General features: G+C 39.7%; 23 protein-coding genes. 11 read left to right on the top strand and 12 right to left on the bottom strand.

Annotated elements, in window-relative coordinates; translation table 11 throughout:
* Positions 1–259: 259 nt before the first annotated feature.
* The gene (locus tag IQ31_RS05885) at positions 260–1453 is read right to left on the bottom strand and encodes a proline dehydrogenase family protein (protein ID WP_075992054.1); all 1194 of its coding nucleotides are present in this window, start codon (positions 1451–1453) and stop codon (positions 260–262) included.
* Between the two features lie 95 nt (positions 1454–1548).
* On the opposite strand from IQ31_RS05885, the gene IQ31_RS05880 reads away from it, so the two are divergent.
* The 3 genes from IQ31_RS05880 (at position 1549) to IQ31_RS05870 (ending at position 3711) form a co-directional block, all read left to right on the top strand.
* On the top strand, positions 1549–1755 hold the full coding sequence (locus tag IQ31_RS05880; RefSeq protein WP_088161117.1) for an RNA-binding S4 domain-containing protein: 207 nt from the start codon (positions 1549–1551) through the stop codon (positions 1753–1755).
* A 50-nt stretch (positions 1756–1805) separates the two neighbouring features.
* Complete coding sequence (gene aroB / locus IQ31_RS05875) at positions 1806–2873, top strand: 3-dehydroquinate synthase (protein ID WP_088161118.1); 1068 nt, start codon at positions 1806–1808, stop codon at positions 2871–2873.
* A 121-nt stretch (positions 2874–2994) separates the two neighbouring features.
* A complete protein-coding gene (locus IQ31_RS05870) occupies positions 2995–3711 on the top strand; it encodes a ThuA domain-containing protein (RefSeq protein ID WP_145327423.1) in 717 nt (238 codons plus the stop codon).
* Between the two features lie 154 nt (positions 3712–3865).
* Here the strand turns inward: IQ31_RS05870 and IQ31_RS05865 are convergent, their stop codons facing one another.
* Both IQ31_RS05865 and IQ31_RS05860 read right to left on the bottom strand, forming a co-directional pair.
* The gene (locus IQ31_RS05865) at positions 3866–5752 is read right to left on the bottom strand and encodes a TonB-dependent receptor plug domain-containing protein (protein WP_145327422.1); all 1887 of its coding nucleotides are present in this window, start codon (positions 5750–5752) and stop codon (positions 3866–3868) included.
* A gap of 101 nt (positions 5753–5853) precedes the next feature.
* Positions 5854–6765 (bottom strand): zinc dependent phospholipase C family protein, encoded by a 912-nt coding sequence (locus IQ31_RS05860; RefSeq protein WP_232475749.1) that lies wholly within the window; start codon positions 6763–6765, stop codon positions 5854–5856.
* A gap of 219 nt (positions 6766–6984) precedes the next feature.
* On the opposite strand from IQ31_RS05860, the gene IQ31_RS05855 reads away from it, so the two are divergent.
* The 3 genes from IQ31_RS05855 to IQ31_RS05845 are packed head-to-tail and all read left to right on the top strand — an operon-like array spanning position 6985 to position 9601.
* Positions 6985–7971, top strand: a complete 987-nt coding sequence (locus IQ31_RS05855; protein ID WP_145327421.1) for a glycosyltransferase family protein — start codon at positions 6985–6987, stop codon at positions 7969–7971.
* Positions 7972–7977: 6 nt separating this feature from the next.
* Positions 7978–8709 carry an FKBP-type peptidyl-prolyl cis-trans isomerase gene (locus IQ31_RS05850; RefSeq protein ID WP_075992061.1) on the top strand — a complete coding sequence of 244 codons (732 nt, stop codon included), beginning with the start codon at positions 7978–7980 and terminating at the stop codon, positions 8707–8709.
* Positions 8696–9601 carry an aldo/keto reductase gene (locus IQ31_RS05845; RefSeq protein WP_145327420.1) on the top strand — a complete coding sequence of 302 codons (906 nt, stop codon included), beginning with the start codon at positions 8696–8698 and terminating at the stop codon, positions 9599–9601. The genes IQ31_RS05850 and IQ31_RS05845 overlap by 14 nt, the downstream gene beginning before the upstream one ends.
* 6 nt (positions 9602–9607) lie before the next feature.
* Here the strand turns inward: IQ31_RS05845 and kdsB are convergent, their stop codons facing one another.
* The 4 genes from kdsB to mazG form a co-directional block, all read right to left on the bottom strand.
* Positions 9608–10351 carry a 3-deoxy-manno-octulosonate cytidylyltransferase gene (gene kdsB / locus IQ31_RS05840; RefSeq protein ID WP_145327419.1) on the bottom strand — a complete coding sequence of 248 codons (744 nt, stop codon included), beginning with the start codon at positions 10349–10351 and terminating at the stop codon, positions 9608–9610.
* Positions 10352–10439: 88 nt separating this feature from the next.
* Positions 10440–11057 carry a deoxynucleoside kinase gene (locus IQ31_RS05835; RefSeq protein ID WP_145327418.1) on the bottom strand — a complete coding sequence of 206 codons (618 nt, stop codon included), beginning with the start codon at positions 11055–11057 and terminating at the stop codon, positions 10440–10442.
* 12 nt (positions 11058–11069) lie between these two features.
* Complete coding sequence (trpS, locus tag IQ31_RS05830; protein WP_145327417.1) at positions 11070–12068, bottom strand: tryptophan--tRNA ligase; 999 nt, start codon at positions 12066–12068, stop codon at positions 11070–11072.
* Between the two features lie 75 nt (positions 12069–12143).
* Positions 12144–12956, bottom strand: coding sequence for a nucleoside triphosphate pyrophosphohydrolase (gene mazG, locus IQ31_RS05825; protein WP_145327416.1), 813 nt, complete (start codon positions 12954–12956; stop codon positions 12144–12146).
* A 136-nt stretch (positions 12957–13092) separates the two neighbouring features.
* Between mazG and IQ31_RS05820 the strand changes: the two genes are divergently transcribed.
* The 4 genes from IQ31_RS05820 to IQ31_RS05805 all read left to right on the top strand — a co-directional run bounded on the left by IQ31_RS05820 (position 13093) and on the right by IQ31_RS05805 (position 15570).
* On the top strand, positions 13093–13392 hold the full coding sequence (locus IQ31_RS05820; RefSeq protein ID WP_075992067.1) for a hypothetical protein: 300 nt from the start codon (positions 13093–13095) through the stop codon (positions 13390–13392).
* A gap of 19 nt (positions 13393–13411) precedes the next feature.
* Complete coding sequence (locus tag IQ31_RS05815; protein ID WP_145327415.1) at positions 13412–13921, top strand: hypothetical protein; 510 nt, start codon at positions 13412–13414, stop codon at positions 13919–13921.
* A 106-nt stretch (positions 13922–14027) separates the two neighbouring features.
* Positions 14028–14711 (top strand): hypothetical protein, encoded by a 684-nt coding sequence (locus tag IQ31_RS05810; RefSeq protein ID WP_088161128.1) that lies wholly within the window; start codon positions 14028–14030, stop codon positions 14709–14711.
* A 109-nt stretch (positions 14712–14820) separates the two neighbouring features.
* Positions 14821–15570, top strand: coding sequence for an SDR family NAD(P)-dependent oxidoreductase (locus IQ31_RS05805; RefSeq protein WP_145327414.1), 750 nt, complete (start codon positions 14821–14823; stop codon positions 15568–15570).
* A gap of 82 nt (positions 15571–15652) precedes the next feature.
* Here the strand turns inward: IQ31_RS05805 and IQ31_RS27840 are convergent, their stop codons facing one another.
* The 5 genes from IQ31_RS27840 to IQ31_RS05785 form a co-directional block, all read right to left on the bottom strand.
* Positions 15653–15817 carry a hypothetical protein gene (locus tag IQ31_RS27840; RefSeq protein ID WP_244294372.1) on the bottom strand — a complete coding sequence of 55 codons (165 nt, stop codon included), beginning with the start codon at positions 15815–15817 and terminating at the stop codon, positions 15653–15655.
* A 27-nt stretch (positions 15818–15844) separates the two neighbouring features.
* Positions 15845–17218 (bottom strand): sulfatase family protein, encoded by a 1374-nt coding sequence (locus IQ31_RS05800; protein WP_244294370.1) that lies wholly within the window; start codon positions 17216–17218, stop codon positions 15845–15847.
* A gap of 152 nt (positions 17219–17370) precedes the next feature.
* Positions 17371–17955: a YdeI/OmpD-associated family protein gene (locus tag IQ31_RS05795; RefSeq protein ID WP_244294368.1), complete on the bottom strand. Its 585-nt coding sequence runs from the start codon at positions 17953–17955 to the stop codon at positions 17371–17373.
* 8 nt (positions 17956–17963) lie between these two features.
* Positions 17964–18428, bottom strand: a complete 465-nt coding sequence (locus IQ31_RS05790; protein WP_145327413.1) for an SRPBCC domain-containing protein — start codon at positions 18426–18428, stop codon at positions 17964–17966.
* A 1-nt stretch (position 18429) separates the two neighbouring features.
* The gene (locus tag IQ31_RS05785; RefSeq protein ID WP_088161133.1) at positions 18430–18750 is read right to left on the bottom strand and encodes an ArsR/SmtB family transcription factor; all 321 of its coding nucleotides are present in this window, start codon (positions 18748–18750) and stop codon (positions 18430–18432) included.
* A 213-nt stretch (positions 18751–18963) separates the two neighbouring features.
* Between IQ31_RS05785 and IQ31_RS05780 the strand changes: the two genes are divergently transcribed.
* Positions 18964–19596: a hypothetical protein gene (locus IQ31_RS05780; RefSeq protein ID WP_145327412.1), complete on the top strand. Its 633-nt coding sequence runs from the start codon at positions 18964–18966 to the stop codon at positions 19594–19596.
* Positions 19597–19651 lie beyond the last annotated feature (55 nt).

Genomic DNA, 19651 nt, shown 5'->3' with positions numbered 1-19651 from the left:
TCGTATTCTTTTAAGCTCCGGGGGAGCACCCTTCCAGTATGAACTTTGTTTTAAGGGAAAAGTTTGCAAACATAAATAATAGTTTCAAGAATATGGAATGATTTTGTAATTAGCTTGTTTCAAAAGGATGAAGGGGAGTCGAGTGATAGGTAAAGTGCTTTTGTGCTTTTCAAAAGTAGGGTGTTTCTTGGAGACCATTTGAGCATAGTTCCTTGAGTAGATGGACTTGATGCCCGCCAATTATAAAAAAAGCTAGTCGTTATCGACTAGCTTTTCTTCTTTGTTTTTCTTTGATCAAAAGCCCGAGCTCCCGACCTGTCGCTCCTGCGACGGAAGTATTTTCTTGTGCTCTACGGAAAAGGTATGGCATCACCGCTTTAACCGGTCCATAAGGCATGTATTTAGCAACATTATAGCCATGTGCCGCTAAGTTAAAGCTCAGGTTGTCAGACATACCCAATAATTGCGCAAAGAAGATGCGATCGGTGGATCTATCGATACCACGTCTGTCAATTTCCTTCGCCAATAACATGCTACTGTCCTCATTGTGTGTACCCGCCATTAGCCCAAAGTTGTCCAGGTGGTCCAAGATAAATTCAATAGCTTCATTATAATCTCTATCGGAAGCTTCTTTATTTGGCTGGATGGGATCGGAATAACCTTTTTGTGCAGCACGAGCACGTTCGATCTCCATGTAGGCACCACGAACGATCTTAGCACCCATGTGAAAGCCTCTAACTTTTGCGTATTCAAAGTCGGCTTTCAAAGATGCCAACTTATCACTACGGTACAATTGATAAGTATTATATACAATTGGTTTCTCCATATTGTATTTTTCCATCATTTCACGTGCAATATCATCGATCGCATCTTGAATCCATGAATGTTCAGCATCCACTAAAACTTTTACACCGGCGGCATGACATGCTTTACAGATACGGTCAGTACGATCCAACATGCGTTGGTATTCTCCTTGTTCTGCCTCTGTTAAAGTTTCTTTGGCGTTGACCTTTTCAAATAACTCAAAACGTCCTAATCCAGTTGGTTTAAATACTGAAAATGGAATGTACTTGTTTTTACTGGCCGCAACTACGGTACGTAATACCTCTTCGCAGCAGGCGTCAAATGCACTTTCTGTTTCTTCTCCTTCAACGGAATAATCCAATATTGTCCCTACACCATTCTCTCCCAATTCGTTGATTGCTGCTTCGCAACCCGCGATGGTTTCTCCACCACAAAAATGTTTGAAGATTGTTTTACGGATAATGCCTTGGATAGGCAGTCCTATGTTCAGGGCAAAGTTGGTCATTGACGGACCTACTTTTGTCAAGAAGTTATTCGCTATTATTTTGAATAACCAATACGCTCTTTCCAAATCCTTATCGCTTTTACTTTTAAAAGCAATCTCTGTATTATCAAAGGATAATGTCTTGGGCTCAGAATTCTCAATCATAATCTTTATTTGCAATAAGGCAAATGTAGCAATTTAGTAAGCATTAAAACGATGATAATTCTTGTATTCCTCAGTGAAACCACTATTTTTGTGAAATGCAAGAATTTAAAATCGAGGGCGAATATATCCAGCTTATACAGTTACTTAAAGCTTTAAATTGGGTGGAGCATGGTGCTATGGCTCAATGGGTTGTGGCGGAAGGGTATGTGAAGTATAATGGGCAGGTTGATTACCGGAAAAGACTCAAATTAAGACCAGGAGATGTTGTTGAATTTGATGGGATGGAAATAAAATTGGTGTAATATTAAACAATATTGGTAAATAGAAAACTTAAACCTTAAAGAATCATAGAATGGAAGTCATAGAAAGTTTGGGCTATCAGGTATATTTTGATGATACGTTGGCCTCTTTAGAGGCGTTTTTAGCTGAGCGCAATTACTCAAAGATCATCGTATTGGTGGATACCAATACTTTGGATAATTGTTTGCCGCTATTTCAGCAAGCTTTACCCAATTTAGCGAATTATGATGTGATAGAAGTAGATCCGGGCGAAGAAAATAAAAATATTGATTTCTGTATTGGTGTATGGCATAATATGCTCGATTTCGGAGCTGATAGACATTCATTGATGATCAATCTTGGCGGTGGTGTGGTGACTGATATGGGAGGATTTGCCGCATCGACTTTCAAAAGAGGGATGGATTTTATTCAAATTCCGACGACTTTACTTTCCCAGGTAGATGCATCAGTAGGGGGTAAAACCGGTATTGATATGGGAAGTGTGAAAAATATTATTGGAACTTTTGCACAACCCCAGGCTGTTTTTATTTCAAGCCAGTTTTTGAAAACTTTAGATCAACGTCAGTTAATCTCAGGTTTTGCTGAAGTAATCAAACATGGCCTGATCTTCGATCGGGCTTATTATGAGCGAGTGAAAACATTGGAGATCGATCAAATCGATAATTCTTTGGTCAAACATTCTGTTTCGATCAAAAACCGTGTTATCCTTGAGGATCCGAAAGAAAAAGGACTGCGTAAAATTTTAAACTTTGGCCATACAATTGGTCATGCTATTGAGGGATACTCTTTGTTGAACGATGCTTCACCTTTATTACATGGAGAAGCTATTGCAGTAGGAATGATTTGTGAGGGGTATCTATCGCATAAATTGAATGGCTTGCCTTTGGATGAATTAAACGATTTGATCCAAACTTTTAGAAAATATTTCAACGATTACACATTTGATTCATCCATTGATACAGCCTTGTTGGATCTGATGCGAAATGATAAGAAAAACCTGTCCAATCAGATCGGTTTCGCATTGCTTGACCAAATTGGCAGTTGTCAATATGATATCTACGTTTCTGAGGATGATATTATAGAAAGTCTTGATTTTTACCGTGAGCTAATCACACAATAATAAAACAGAAAAGCCGTGTATCGGGAGAATGCGCGGCATTTCTGTACAGCTATTTTTATCGCGATTTCGTTGCGGAAAATAGTAAACCTAAACTTAAATCATCATAATAACCATTTATATCATGAATAGAATCTTCATTTTTCTGTTTCTCCTGTTGGGGATATCAGCTGCTGTTCAGGCACAAAGGCAAGTATTGATCTTTAGCAAGACAAAAGGGTTTAGACACGGAAGCATCGAAAAGGGTGCGCAGGTACTTAAACAGTTGCTAGATAAAGAAAAGATAAAATCTGATCATTCGGAGGATGCTGCTCTGTTTACAGATCAGGGATTGAAAAAATATGACGCTGTTATCTTTCTGAGTACAACTGGCGATATTCTCGATAATGCGCAACAGGAAGCTTTTGTGCGGTATATCCAATCAGGAAAAGGGTTTGTGGGTATTCATGCAGCGACGGATACGGAGTTTGATTGGCCCTGGTATAACGGCCTTGTAGGGGCATATTTTGCATCTCATCCTGCCGTACAAAAAGCCAAAATTGATGTGCTGGATAGAAAACATGCGGCCACCAAGCACCTCGATCCGATCTGGTGGCACAAAGATGAATGGTATAATTTCAAGGACGTGAAGGACGGATTGCATGTGTTGATGAATTTGGATGAAAAAAGCTACCAAGGTGGAAAAATGGGGGATCAACATCCAATCTCCTGGACCCAGACCTACGACGGAGGGAAAGTCTTCTATACCGGGCTTGGACATACCGATGAGTCCTATGACGAACCCGAGTTCCAAAAACATTTAATTGGGGGAATTTTATCTGTTCTTCCCAAGAAAAAGTAACTTATTTTATAGTTGGCGTTTTCTTAACTAGGGCATGGTACATGCTTCTATGTGTCAATAGCACAATGAAAAGTCCCAAATGGTCATTCCATTTGGGACTTTTTTATAATTGATGGGAAAAGGGAAGAGAACCGATTTTGCCATTTGATCGGGTTTAATAGTTCAGTTTATATTTTGCGCCGATACTAAACCAACGACCGGGCATTGGAACGGCGGCAGCTTCTATATAACTCTTGTCAAATATATTCTGAACATCCACAAAGATGTTTAAGTCGTGGAGTTGGTACGATCCTCTTACGTCAGCGATGAAATAAGATTTGTAACTGATACGCTCATTAAAGCGGTTTGCAGAAGTTAACATCCAGTTCTTGTGGTTTATGGTAAAGTTGGCAATAACTTGATGCCTTAAGCTTTCAATAGCATATTTGGATAGTATCCCGTCTGCTAATGTTATGCTTGGGTTGAGATAATTATAACTTAGCGTTGTAAAGTATCGTGTCGTTGCGCTGGGATCATTGATATTATATCGGAATGAAGCATTGAATCCATCAATTTTATTTTTTCCAATATTTATTGGTTTCCAGGGAATGATCGTTCCGCTTCCTGTAGTGGCATCCTCTTTTTGCCAGTCTATGAAATCGCTTATCCTTCGATGGAAATAGCCCGCTTGAGCAATAATCCGATTGGATAAGTATTTTATACCACCTTCGATCTGATAGGCATTTTCAGAGCTCAGTGTGGGGTTTCCAACGTTGGCTGTCTGATTGGTGTAAAGATCCGTAAAGGAAGGGATCCGCTGGCTAGAACCTGCGTTGACTACAATCTTCCAATGTTCGGTAATATCATATCCCAAATCTAGACCCGGGAATACCTGCCAGCCAAATTTTGAGTTGTAATTGATGTAGGCACCAGAGTTGATCATCAGTTTTTTGATCGCCTCTGTTTTGAATTCAAGGTAGCCGCCGTAATTCTCCCGGTTATGGTCGCCAATACTGGTGCTATTGATGCGTTCAAATCGACTTTCTAATCCTAAGCCAAATGTACCATAACTTTGCTCCAATGTGGCATTAATTTCTGCTCCAAAGACGTTGCTGTAATGTTTGGATCTACCTTTCGTTGTTTCTCGGCCTAAATACCAATATTCATCTTCGTTGTAGCGATTACTGAGGCGTGGACTGATGGAAAATGCCTGTGTTAATTGATGCTTGGACTGCAGGGAAGCGAAAGCTGTCTTAACCTGTTCATAAGCTTCCTTGTCACTCGGTGCAGCATAGTAACCATTGGCTCCAAATTGATTGTTGATATAGCCAACATTGGCTTTTATCATATTGGATGTATTCAGTTGATATGTCCCGTCATAATAGAGTTTATTATTGTTGGAGGCTGTATTATAGCGTTGTCCATTCGAATCTTCGTGGCCAAAATATAAACCGTGGCTTGTTTGCTTGGTTAAGAACTGTGAGCCAAGCTGAACACCTTTACCATAATACTTGCCTGCACTTGTCTGCTCATTATCTTTGAATGAAGAACCACTATATACCTGGGCGCTAATTTGATTTGATTCAATTTTCTTTGTTACGATGTTAATGGCACCGGTTAGTGCATTAATACCGAAAATCCGTGAAGCCGGCCCCCGAATGATTTCGATGCGCTCGATGGCCTCCAGAGGAACCGGAAGGTTCATATTGTGATGGGCACTCTGTGGATCGGTGATTTTAACACCATTGAGTAGGATCGCCGTCTGTTCAAAAGACCCACCGTCGATACTTATATCTGCCTGCGAACCAAATGGTCCACGTTGACGAATATCAACGCCTGGGATATTGCTAAGCAACTCGTTGATTGATCGATTTGGTAGTCTCTGTATATCTTCCTGCGTCAATATTTGGATATTTTTGCTCTGTTTTGAAAAAGGGATCTGTAAGCGATTTTGATTAATGATGACTTCGCCCAAAGTGGTTGTGTCTTTAATCTGAGCAGTCGCAGCTCCAATACTCAGCACTAATGCAATGTTTGTTAACGTAATATTCTTATTCAACATGCTTTCCTAGATTTTACGCTGCAAAAGTAGCTTAGCTGACTAAAAAATAAATAGTCCGGCGTGAATAATACTGGTAGTCCGGATGATATTTTGTAACCTTCTTACATCCATTCTTCTCGGCCGATACGCTTTTTCCCCGTTATATCGATGTGATCTTGCTTGTCGCTGCTTTTTATTTTTTCGATGTTAGTCAAGTCGGGTTGGCCGGATTCGAGCCAGGCTGAATACCAATAGGAAGCAACGCGTAAAATGGTTTTTTGCATTCTCCTTTCAACCATACCGTTCATGGCTTCATGATAAGCTCTAGCATAACTGTCGGAATAGGTCCATACCAATTGATTGTTTCGCTCAATAAAAGATTTTTTTTGAGATGCCTTAAATTGACGATTAAGCCGGGCTTCAATGCTCAATACAGAATCCACAAGGCGATTGCTTTCACGGACGATACCCCAGGCTTCCGCTAAGGGATCTTTGATATAGTTGGCTTTTCCAACGCGAAGGTTGTATTTTTCTGAAAACATTTCCGGTAAGCGGCTCTCCCAGAATGCGTGTATACCGAGTTGATTCGTCAGCTGTCCATTATAATTTTTAGTCGTGTGCAATGGAACATGGGCATCAGCAATATAATGGCCGAGTTCTGCTGAGTGTTTGATGATCCGTTTATAATCTTTTGCTTGAAAGGCCTTAACAAGCTTTTGATAAGTAAGATTGATTTGCCAGGGCACAATACCATTTTTTAACAATTGCCTTTCTTGAAATTTCTCTTTGGCCTGTGACCAATGTATCGGCATGGAGTCAACTGTACTTTCCTTGCGGTAGTCCTCTAAATCTATAAAATGTCTTGGGCCTTCAGCGCTGTCTGTGAAGCAGCGTTTATCTGGATCAACAGCTTTTTCGGTAATAAGGTCAATATTGGATTTATAAAACTTAGCCAACTGAGCAGGGAGCGCAAAGACGGCATAATGATTAATTTTTTTATGAGCAAAAAATCCCCACGATGTTAAAATTAGCATGGAGACTATGCAAAGCATTCTATAAAATAGAGACTTCATGGGGTATCAAACTGGCTATTAATTAATTGTTGATATTAAATATACGTAAAGGAAAATTAAAAATGGATTAACAACTTTTTTTATTGATGTTAATTTATATTTTCTTAACATAACTAAACAATAAAATAATATTGATACTCGTTAAAATTGATTAATTTGCCGACACAAAATACAGTCGTTATGAAGATATTGTATGCCGTACAAGGGACAGGAAATGGACATCTGAGCCGGGCAATGGATATTGTCCCCTGTTTGAGGGAGTTAGGGGAAGTCGATGTTTTGGTTAGTGGAATTCAAGCAGATCTATCATTACCTTTCGAAGTGAAATACCGTTTTCACGGGTTGAGTTTTATCTTTGGAAAATCCGGCGGAGTAGATCTGTGGAAAACATTTATGAGTTCGACGATTCGTAAATTTACGAATGAAATTAAGAGCTTGCCCATAGAAAACTATGATTTGGTGATCAATGATTTTGAACCAATTTCTGCTTGGGCTTGTCATTCAAAAGATTTGGAATGCATTGGGTTGAGCCATCAGATTGCTGCCTTAGATCCATCGAGTCCTAAGCCAGAAGATAGTGATATGTTGGGCAAATTTATTATGAAAAATTATGCCCCGTCTACCCATTCCTATGGTTTCCATTTTAAGCGGTACGCCAAGAATATTTACCAACCGGTTATCCGTAATGCTGTTCGTGAATTGAATGTGACAGAGCAGGGACATTATACGGTTTACCTCCCGGCATATGACGATGCGCATCTTTTAAAGCATTTGATGAAGTTTCCAGATGTGAAGTGGGATGTTTTTAGCAAACATAATTCGAAGGCATTTGACATGAAAAATGTAACGATAAGACCGATCAATAACCAATCTTTTATTGATAGTATGGCATCTTCTTCTGGAGTTTTATGTGGGGCAGGTTTTGAAACACCGGCAGAAGCGTTATATTTGAAAAAGAAACTGTTAGTTATCCCGATGAAAAACCAATATGAGCAGCATTTGAATGCAGCGTCATTGGAGGAGATGGGGGTGCCTGTAATTTCGAGCTTAAAACAGAAAAACATGCTGGCGATAGAAGCCTGGCTCAACAGTAAATCTAGGGTTGAAGTTGATTACCCTAATATCACGCAGGAAATTATAAATGAAATCGTGCAGAAGCACCGTTAAACAAACATGAAGTATATTGCATTAGCCCTATTATCCTTGACAACAGTCACAGGATTTGCCCAACAAAAAAAAACGAACATGACGGCGAAGAAGAAGGTCGTCACAACTAAATCAAGTACAACAAATCAACTGAAAACGAAGGCCGATTCTGTGTCTTATGCGTTTGGTGCCGATATCGGAAATTCATTAAAATCTATTGAGATCGATTACTTGAAGTCAGATGTTATTGCAAAAGCAATTTCGGATGTCTTGAAAGGGGAGAAATCGCTATTGGAAGAAGGCCAAGGAAGAGCTGTTATCCAGCAGGCGATCATGGATGTTCGTGCTAAAAAAGAGGCTGCTAGCCGTGCTGAAGAAGATAAATTTTTTGCCGAAAATGCAAAGGTTGTTGGGATGAAATCTACAGCTGAAGGAATTCAATATCTTGTTCTAAATGAGGCGGAAGGTCCAAAACCAAAAAGTGACGATGAGGTAACAGTGCATTATAAAGGTACCTTACTCAATGGAAAGCAATTTGATAGCTCATACGATCGTAAGGAGCCATTGAAACTATCCTTGGGTCAGGTGATCAAGGGTTGGCAGATTGGAATCCCGTTAATGTCGAAAGGTGCAAAGTATAAATTTTTTATACCTAGTAGATTAGCCTATGGCGAACGGGCAACAGGTGAAATTCCTGCAAACAGCACATTGGTATTTGAGGTAGAATTGCTTGATATTGGTGCAGATGGAACAACGTAAATTAGGTAATACAAGCTTAATCGTTTCGGAAATAGGTTTGGGCTGTATGTCTTTAAAAAGCAATCAGTCCAAACAATCCAAAGATATTATCCAAAAAGCTTACGAGAAAGGGATCACTTTCTTCGATACCGCTGATCTCTACGATAAAGGCCTAAACGAGATGATCGTCGGGGAGAGTGTGCAAAGCTTTCGCAAGCATATTGTTTTGGCGTCGAAAGTTGGTAACCTTTGGCGTGCAGATGGATCCGGCTGGGATTGGAAGGCTTCGAAGGACTATATTATCAAGGCTGTAGAAGGTTCGTTGTCACGTTTAAAAACGGATTACATCGACCTCTATCAGTTACATGGTGGTACAATAGAAGATCCGATAGAGGAGATTGTTGAAGCGTTTGAGTTGTTGAAGAAACAAGGGAAAATCCGTGCTTACGGCCTTTCATCAATTCGCCCAAACGTTATCAAGGCATTTTTGTCCAAATCTGACATTGCCTCAGTAATGATGCAATACAGTCTATTGGATAGAAGACCAGAAGAAGAAATCAGTGGCTTGTTGGAAGAGCGGGGTGTAAGTATCGTCGTACGCGGTGTATTAGCCAAAGGTGTTCTCATCAACAAACCTATTGAACCTTTTCTTCAGTATAGTTCAGGAGAGGTGGCCCATATCGTGAGAAACTTGGCAAATCTTTCCAAACGTATCGGAAAAGACAATATGATTGTTGCACTATCTTATGTGCTTTCTAACGCAGCTGTTGGTACAGCACTCGTTGGTGTGAGTACCAAATTGCAATTGGATGAATTGATCAAAGCAAAAGCGCAGATGATCAAATTAAGTGATTCGGATAAGCAGGTACTATTGGAAGGTGTCCGGTCGTTATACTATACCGAACACCGGTAAGCTTTACTATTTATTAAAAAATAGTCTTAATATTTTAGCGAGGTCTTCTTTTGTATCTACGGCGACAGTTTCATGCGTTGTAATTGCCGTTTGAATGGCGTAGCCATTTTCTAACCAGCGTAGCTGTTCCAGAGCCTCTGCTTCTTCTAGCATAGAAATAGGAAGTTGTGTCAGGGCTTTTAATGTATCTACCTGGTAAGCATATATTCCGATATGTTTATAGAATGTTTGCCTTTGTAACCATTGATCTTTTTCCACAGCTCTTAAAAAAGGAATGGTCTGCCTACTAAAGTAGATGGCTTCTCCTTTGGTGTTTCGGACAACTTTAGGGATGTTTACATTGAATAGTTCCTCCTCCGCAGTAATTTCCTTGATTAGGGTCGCTATCTGCGTAGTGGTATCTTCAAAACAATGTGCTAAAAGATCAATTTGTGCGGGGTCTATAAAGGGTTCGTCACCCTGGATATTGATGGCAACATCATAACCTTCTATATTGGTGATGACTTCAGCACAACGATCAGTTCCCGATTGATGGTGCTCTGCGGTCATGACAACTTCGCCACCAAAAGAACGTACAGTTTCGGCGATGCGCTGGTCGTCAGTTGCTACAACAACATCGTTTAATTTTGTTGATTTTTTGACCTGTTCGTAGACCCGCTGAATCATCGTTTTTCCTTCGATGTCGATCAGCGGTTTTCCAGGGAATCTGCTCGATGCATATCGGGCAGGAATAATACCTAAAAATTTCATTTTTTACTATTTATCGTTGGCTGAGGAAATGCGAGTTTATCAAAAAGCCTGTAAAATTAAGTGTCTTACAGGCTTTTTGATATCGCAATTATTCGAATAATCCGTATAATTCGGCTTCGATTTTTTGAATGATATTGCCGAGGTCCTCTGGGTTTGTGGTGAAATCCAGGTTGTCCTTGTCCAGAATCATGACCTTACCTTCTTTGTAATTATTGATCCATTTATCATATTTATCGTTCAGTTTCGACAGATAATCCAAGCGAATTGCGGATTCATAGTCACGCCCCCTTTTTTGGATATTATTCACCAGGGTAGGGACAGAGGCTTTGAGGTAAATCAATAAATCTGGCGGTTTGATATAATGGATAATGCTTTGAAAAATATTACTATAGTTTTCAAAATCACGTGCGCTCATTAAACCCATATCATACAAGTTTTCGGCAAAGATATAAGCATCTTCATAAATGGTACGATCCTGAATCATATCAATGCCAGTTTCCTGCAATTTTACAATATGTCTAAAGCGACTGTTGAGGAAAAAAATCTGAAGATTGAATGCCCAGCGTTTCATGTCCGAATAAAAATCTTCCAGATAAGGATTGTTGTCTACAGCTTCAAACTGAGGTTCAAATTTAAAGTGACTGGCCAACATTTCGGTCAATGTTGTTTTGCCGGCACCTATATTTCCAACGATAGCGATGTGCATATTATTTCTAGCTTAATAAAATCTTTTAATACCAATAATCTCACGAACTTCTTTCAGCGTCTTGTGCGCGGATTCGCTTGCTTTTTCAGCGCCCATTTTTGCAACTTTAGCAATGTATGCATCATCGTTTGATATATCCTCTATACGGGAGCGTACATCGTTGGTTGCAAGGACCATATCTTCTGCCAATTGTTTTTTGAAATCACCATAACGAATTTCGCATTTGTTATAGAGTTCATCAAAATGCTGTAACGTATCTGCAGTAGATACGACCTTCATTAAATCAAAAAGATTTTGGATAGCTTCAGGCTTAGGCTGGTTCATTTCCGTCGGACCAGAATCGGATACAGCGCGCATCACTTTTTTACGAATTACGGTTTCACTGTCCGATAGATAAATACAATCTGCTTCACCATTGGATTTACCCATTTTTCCCTGGCCTGAAAGTCCGGGAACTTTCACCAATTTGTCAGCGTAGGAGAACGCAAACGCTTCTTTAAAATAATCTACGTTGTATAAGCGATTGAAGCGATTTCCAAAAGTCCGCGTCATCTCCAAATGCTGTTCCTGATCTTTACCTACGGGCACTTTTGTGCCATGGTGAATCAATATATCAGAGGCCATCAAGACCGGATAGGTCAATAAACCTGCGTTAACATTATCTGGACTGCTTCTAACTTTATCTTTAAATGCTGTAGCGCGTTCTAGCTCGCCGAGATAGGCGTTCATATTCATATATAGATAGAGTTCCGCAACTTCTGGAACATCTGATTGAACGTAAATAGTCGATTTTTCGGGGTCTATTCCTGCAGCTAAATATTCAACAATAACTTGACGAACCGTTCCCTGAAGTCCATGAGGAGTGGGGTGGGTCGTTAGTGAATGTAAATCCGCAATGAAAAAAAAGCAATTATATTCGTTTTGCATTTTCACAAAATTGCTCAATGCGCCGTAGTAATTTCCTAAATGTAATTTTCCGGTACTTCTGATACCGCTAACAACTGTTTCCATATTCCTGCGAATTTACGCATAAATTTGACAAAGTCGAATTAAATTCGGTCCGTGACTCCCTTTTTAGGGATTGCGTTATTTTTTTAATTTTTTAGCTTCATTCCAATAAACGTCCATTTCTTCTAGACTCATTTCCTGCAGTTGTTGCTTATTTTCAGCGGCTTTTTGTTCTAAATAGGTAAACCGTTCAATGAATTTTTTGTTGGTGCGTTCAAGTGCATTTTCAGGGTTTATGCCAATATGCCGTGCATAATTTATTAAGGAGAATAAAAGGTCGCCAAATTCCCCTTCTGCTTTTTCCTGATCCATTGGAAGCGCTGTCTCCAGATTAAATTCGGCTTTAAATTCGGCAAGCTCTTCCTCTACTTTTTCCCATACTTGTTTCTTATCTTCCCAGTCAAAGCCGACACCGCGAACTTTATCTTGGATACGATAGGCCTTTACCAAAGCGGGTAGGCCTTTTGGGACACCAGCAAGAACAGATGTATTGCCTTCTTTGAGCTTGATTGTTTCCCAATTGGACTTGACTTGATCTTCTGTATCAGCACTGGTGTCGCCATAGATGTGGGGATGGCGCGTAATCAATTTATCACAGATTGCATTGAGTACATCTACGATGTTGAAATGTCCTTCTTCTTCGGCAATGCGGGTATAGAATACCAGATGCATCAAGACGTCACCAAGTTCTTTTTTGATTTCTGGATAATCTTTTTCCAAAATGGCGTCGGTTAATTCATACATTTCCTCCATAGTCAAATGTCGAAGGGATTCCATAGTCTGTTTTTTATCCCAGGGACATTCAACCCGTAAGGTATATAAGACATCGAGTAATCGTTGAAAAGCGAGTTGAGGTGTATGCTGATACGCTGGTGCTGCTAGATTTGCCATATTTCATCGTGTTTGGTAGCACAAAAGTAGAAATATGATTTTGAATAAACTATTTCAAATTGCGGAAAACAAAACCCTTTTGTCAATCGTTTTATAATAAAAATTAGAATTTAGATCGGATTTAGAACAATCAACTATGGAAAGAATGCATGGGTACTCCTCTGCAAGTGTTGCTTTGGAAAAGTTAAACGACTTAGGCTATACAATAGACTATAATATTGAATTTGACGATTTGTTGGCTGATGCAGATCAGTACAGAATTGACTATTTATTTCGCTACGAAGGTGCATCAGATCCTGACGATGAATCATCAGTGTATGGTATTAGCAAAAATTCGGGACAGAAAGGTGTTTTTGTTGCGGGCAATTTGTCTTTAATCGAAGGTAAGAAACGGGATATTCTATTGCAATTGGAACTCAAAGAGCGGCAGCGATAGTCTTATGGAAAAAAATGGAATGGAAACAACAGAACGGCTTGAGGAGCTTAAGCTTTGGGCCTTGAAACGTGATGGTAAAGAGGTAGAGACGGAATATCATGATCTAGCTTCGGATCGTTGGTTGCAGGTTTATAGAAATGAAGCATTAAACCTCATGAAAGCGGGGTTCTACAATAAAGGTTCGGCTTTGTTTGAGTCTTATGTTGAGGTTCATTATCCACATGAACTGGAAAAATTGATTGGCAAATTGGAACGTAGTTATGACAGTTTACAGCGTTTTAGTCCGGGATTGCTTGAAGATGGCTTTTATAATCTCGTTTTAGGCGATATCCCTTTGCTCATGGCTGGTACGATCGTTGTTTTACTTAGGGCCAAAGAGTCTGATTTTCCATCCATTTACAATAATGATGAGGATGCCGACATGCGAAGCTCTCCAAATTGGCTTATACAGCAGTCAAACAATGATATTTGGGTTGATATGCACCAGACTGCTTTAAATAATATTCACTACCCGGATAAAATTCTTTAGTCTGGCAAAATTTTTGTAGTCGATCGTACCAGAAAGAGGAAACCTGAATTGGTTGTTCACTTTCTGGATTTTTATTGAATTATAAACCCATTCTAAATTTTATTTTATGATGTTGTACATTGGTATTTTTGCCGTTATCGTTGTGGCTTGTGTATTCATTTCTCTTATGATGATGAAAAAGCAAAAGGAGACGGCCAAAAAGTATGAAGGTGAATCTGGGATTGCCCTAGCTCCAGGCGTAAAGGATGAATTGTTAAGTGATGAATTTAGTGAATTAAGAAAACAATTGAACGGCGCTCCGATCGACGCCTTTACGCAATGTGCGTATATTGCAACAGTTGGGGACAAAGTTGCTTCAGCTGCAGCTACAGCGGCCAAGACTGTTGCTTGGGCGGCTGTAGGTGTAAAGGCTCGTTATAATGAACGGGATAACGCTTCTTATCTGGTGCTTAGCAACAACGAGTTGCATTACATATTTTTTGATGAGGGGGAGGTGAGAGACCATTTGGTTTTTGATCATGAAACCTTGCTCGATGCGCGAACTGCGCAGATTACTAATTCTGAAAAAGTAACACGCATGGGCTCTGTCATGGGCTTGAAACCTAAGAAAATGCATCTTGACGTCAATGGAAATGGGCTCGATATTATTTATTACGGCACTGTTCAGCGTATGCCGCATGGTATTATTTCTCCAGGTTCAGGTATGTTTGAAACACAGGCGAGGCTTCAATTGATGGGGCGTTTGTTTTTGGATAGATTATATAAAAAATATCCGCAGCTACAGAACTAAGCCGCCGAGAAATGTCATTTTAGTTTCGTTTTAACTGAAGTAAATGGCCTTTTCGACTTAATTTCGCATTGCTTTTAGTAAATTGTCTGTATCATAAAATTTATATCATATGAAAATTTTAGCGGATAAAGTAGCTTTAGTAACAGGTTCGGGTTCGGGGATCGGACTGGCAGTTGCATTGGCTTATGGTAAAGAAGGTGCAAAGGTCGTTATCTCGGATATCAACGAGCAAGCGGGGAATGAAACCGTAAAACAAATTGAATCTCTAGGAGGAGAAGCTGTGTTTTTCAAAGCAGATAGCTCATCTCCCGCTGACAATGAAGCCTTGGTTGGTTACGCCGTCAAGACATTTGGCCGGCTTGATATTGCATGCAATAATGCTGGTATTGGCGGGGAGGCTGCACTAACGGGAGATTACAGTCTCGATGGATGGAAAAAAGTAATTGATATTAATTTCAATGGCGTATTTTATGGATGTAAATATCAAATAGAAGCCATGGAGAGGAATGGAGGCGGTGTTATTGTCAATATGGCTTCCATTCATGGTACTGTGGCTGCGCCTATGTCAAGTGCTTATACTTCAGCCAAACATGCTGTAGTGGGACTGACAAAGAACATCGGCGCAGAATATGGTCAAAAAAATATTCGTTGTAATGCGGTTGGACCTGGTTATATTGATACACCGTTATTGGCTAAGTTGGATAAAGAGCATATCAATGCGTTAATCAGTAAACACCCCATTGGACGTTTGGGAAAGGCAGAGGAAGTCGCTGAGCTGGTTCTTTTTCTAAGTTCGGATAAATCGTCTTTTATGACCGGTGGGTATTACCTAGTTGATGGTGGTTATACTGCTGTTTAACAGATCAGTTTAAGAAAAAAGGGATCCAAATGTGTCGTGTTGGATCCCTTTTTTTGCACTATAATTGAGCTGCGGTCGCCGCCTATGGTTGCGGGAGCGATAAGTTTTCTTGTTTGAGAACCTGTTGAAAAGCTGGTCTTGTTGCATCATCATCGCCTGCTTCAGCTTTAAGTTTAGCCAACTTTTTCTTTAACCGATCAATTTCTTTGACATATTTTTTGTCTAGAATGGCATTGTGTGTTTCCATGGGATCTTGCTGCAGGTCATAAAATTCTCAAGCAGGAGCTGTTGTTTTGGAGTCGCTGCCCGTCATTTCTAATGGCTGTCCATAGAAATAGATCAGTTTGTAGCGTTCATCACGGACTCCAAGATGCGCCGGGCGTATTGGTGCATGTTGCCAGTAACGGTAATACATGGCAGACCGCCATGCTTTGGATGTATTTCCTTTGAGGTTATTCCGGAAGCTTTCGCCTTGGATGTAGGCGGGTTTTTTGATGCCGGCATAGTCTGCAAATAGTGCAGCGAAATCGATATTTAGAATCATGTCGTCTAATCGACTACCAGCTTTGATTTCTTTGGGGTAGCTGATCACAAAAGGCATGCGCAGTGATTCTTCGTACATCAATCGTTTATCCATAAAATTGTGTTCTCCTAAGAAGTATCCTTGGTCGGAAGCCAGGATCACAACGGTATTTTCGTCCAAATTTGCCGTTGTAAGATAGCGCATAATTTTCCCTAGATTATCATCGATTCCAGCGACGCAACGCAGATAATCTTTGAGGAACTTTTGGTAGATCTTTTTACGGGCTTCCAAAGGGTCCATTCCTTTTGTTGAAAACGGAAGCTCAGGATAAGATGTCCAAAAGGGGCCTACCGAAGCTTGCTCATAACGGTGGCCAAGCTCCTCCAAGGGCTGCCCTTCAAAAGAGCGTCCACTTGTGATTGCTCCTGAATCCAAAAATGTTGGGGGATAAGGAAACTCCACATCTTTGTAGTAATCTTTGAATCGCTCGGCAAAATCAAAGGGTTCATGCGTCGCTTTGTAATGACACATTAAGAAGAAGGGTTTATCGGGGTTGCGTGATTTTAACCAATCCAGACTCATCGTTGTGGTGATATCATCTACATAGCCTTCGTAAGGTGTACCGGCCTCTTCCTTATCATTCCAGTTGTCTTTAGAGAGGTAAGTCGGGTTATGATAAACACCGTGTCCAGGAAGAACTTTAAAATCGTCAAATCCACTTGGCCTTTTTTTCAGATGCCATTTCCCAAACACAGCAGTTTGGTAGCCCGCATTGTGCAGATCCTTGGCGATATTTTCCTTATCGGGATCCAACGCATCTTCCAGTGTGTAGACTTGGTTTTTATTACTGTACTGTCCTGTCAGTATGCTTGCACGGCTAGGGGTGCAAATTGAATTGGTACAGAATGTATTATTGAGTACCGCCCCCTGACTGGCTAATTTTTCAATATTCGGATTTTTGACAAAATCTTTTAAAATACCGCCATATACGCCCCATGCTTGGGCTGTGAAATCGTCCGTTAGGATAAAGACGATATTGGGGCGTTGTGTTGCGTTGTTCTTTTTCTGTGCTTGTGAAAAAATGGGCAATAGGCCGCAGATGAGCAATACAAATTTTTTATTCATGTGAATTCAGCTATATATTAGTCGACGAATTGACTATATCGGATTGCAATAATAGCTATAATCGTTCGTTTTGGTCTGGTTCTGTCTATTTGATTGTAGACAAATCTACTCTTTATAGACAAATATATAACGGATAAACTGTAATAAATATGTTAGTCATCGATACCTTTTCCATCTAGAATATGCTGGTAATATTTTTCGATTCTCGCCGCACGTGTTTTCTCTTGTTTTGCCTGGTTAAAGTAAAATAGATACCCTTTTTGTCGACCTGGTGTAAGTGATTGAAAAGCTTTTTGAAGTAAAGGGTCTTCAATTAAGGCACGCTTAAATTCTTCCGCTACAGGGTAATCGGCAGCTTTTCGCATGTCAACTTTCTTGCCTGATTTTTCAATTTCGATGGCCTCCTGAATATATGTCGATATCACTTCTCGCAATGATTCTATCTGCTCAATAGTGGTGAATCTAAGCTGTCTGGCTGACTGAACATTTTCGGTTTGCTGGATCAGTATATTTTTGGGATCTTTTAATAATGCACCTTTATGGAATAGCAGCGCACAGTATTCTTTAAACCCGTGTATCAATACGACATTTTTACCTTCAAATGTATAACAAGGATGCATCCATTTATAATCCTCTTGCAGTGTTTTATTGCCACGGACAATTTCTCTCAACAGATTGAATTCTTCATTCCATCTTGTCGCATTTTCAAAAAAATGTTCAATTTTTAGATTCATCATGTAGTGCTTTAGGTAAGTTTAGCAAGAATTTCTTGTAATCTGTTGTGCGCCATATTGATTCCTCGCGCAAAAGGCATCTGTAACAGCTGGTTCCGAAATGCGACCGACTGAAATATTATATGGATGTGAAGCCTGCTGCGTTCTGCACTTATTTTTTCAAATGTTAAATATTCCAACTGTACGGGAAATGTGCTGTTTTCCATTTCAAAAGTCCGTGTGATGCGTTGATTGGGGAGGAATTCGTGTATCGCTCCATTTGCTTTGAACATGACCTGGCCGTTGTGCGAAGTTTCAAAGGCATAGGAGCCATGCTTTTTATTTTCCAATTTCAGGACTTTGGTTCCCATCCACTGCTCGAAAATTTCGGGATCCTCATATGCTTTGAAGAGCAGTTCAACAGGTAAATCGAATTCCCTTGTAATGACAATCTCCTGTTTATTATCCTCCGCCTGGACGTTAGTTTTTGGCTCCATATTATTTGTCTTTGTAGTTTTGCATAATAGCTTCCAATTTATTGAATCTGTCGTCCCACATTTGACGGAAAGGTTCAATAAAATCCGCAATTTCTTTCATCTTCGATGGGTTGAGTTGATAATATATCTCGCGTCCATTTTGTTGAAACTTTAATAATTCACATTCCGTCAATATTTGCAAATGTTTTGAAACGGTCGGTCTTGCCGTATTGAAATTGGCTGCAATTGCACCAGCAGTCATGGCTTGTGAGGCTAGAAGAAGTAAGATCGCTCTTCTGGTTGGGTCTGCTATAGCTTGGAAAACATCTCGTCTTAAGTTCATATTGATTTATTTGACTACTAATATAAGTGTAGTTATTTGACTACGCAAATTTTTTATAAATTATTTGTAACGGAATAAATAGGGGTGGAGCTAACGTGGATCAACGAATAAAAATTTTTTCCTGGCGAATTTAAAATGAAAGCGATCGGGAATTAAACCTAGGAATCAATGTTTGGTGAATAATGTTAAATTAGCGTAATTAATTATAGCAGGATGAAAACACAGTTATCGTATTTAAAAAAATTAAGCGTATTGGGGACGAAAACCTTAGTCAAATATTATTTGCTGGCTATTGTTTCGACTTTACTGTATTTGGTGGTTGGCAGTTTTCAGTTTAAGGCTAGTCATGAAGCTTTCTTTTCGACGGTCAGTCCTGCGCAAGCCGCAGCTAAATTCATTTGGCTGATTGGACTGATCCTGCTACCTGTACTACTTTTTATTTTTAGCAACAAATATGTATTTTCAAAGATTGCAAGTCTTGTTGTAGAAGAAAGGCAGGATGATCTCATTCTTCCGGCATTTGATAAAGTATTATTAATTTTTCAATCGAATCAGCCCGATGTAATACAAAATGTCGCTGATTATTCTTTTGCAAAACTTAAATTGATCAATGACGTGAAAAATAATAAAATCGAGAGCCCTTGGGTGCGACGAATTGTCATTTTTGGTCTGAATAAAGTGAGATTTGATGCCCTCGATTTAGACAAGAACGATAGCTTTTATGCGATCGTACGATCGAAGTTTATCCATGTACTCGAAATCTTAACAGAACCAAGTAGCAAACCATTTTGGCTATGTATTCTTATGCAATGGCTTATTCTACTTTTTGTCTGGCTGATCAACTAAATGTGTTGATCACTGCAAGCAAGCAAGCAAGCAAGCAAGCAAGCAAGCAAGCAAG

Origin of the sequence: Sphingobacterium siyangense, from assembly GCF_007830445.1 — a bacterium.
GTDB lineage: Bacteria > Bacteroidota > Bacteroidia > Sphingobacteriales > Sphingobacteriaceae > Sphingobacterium > Sphingobacterium siyangense.
The sequence above is the reverse complement of the archived record's forward strand: the minus strand, read 5'-3'. Positions and strand labels throughout refer to the sequence as shown.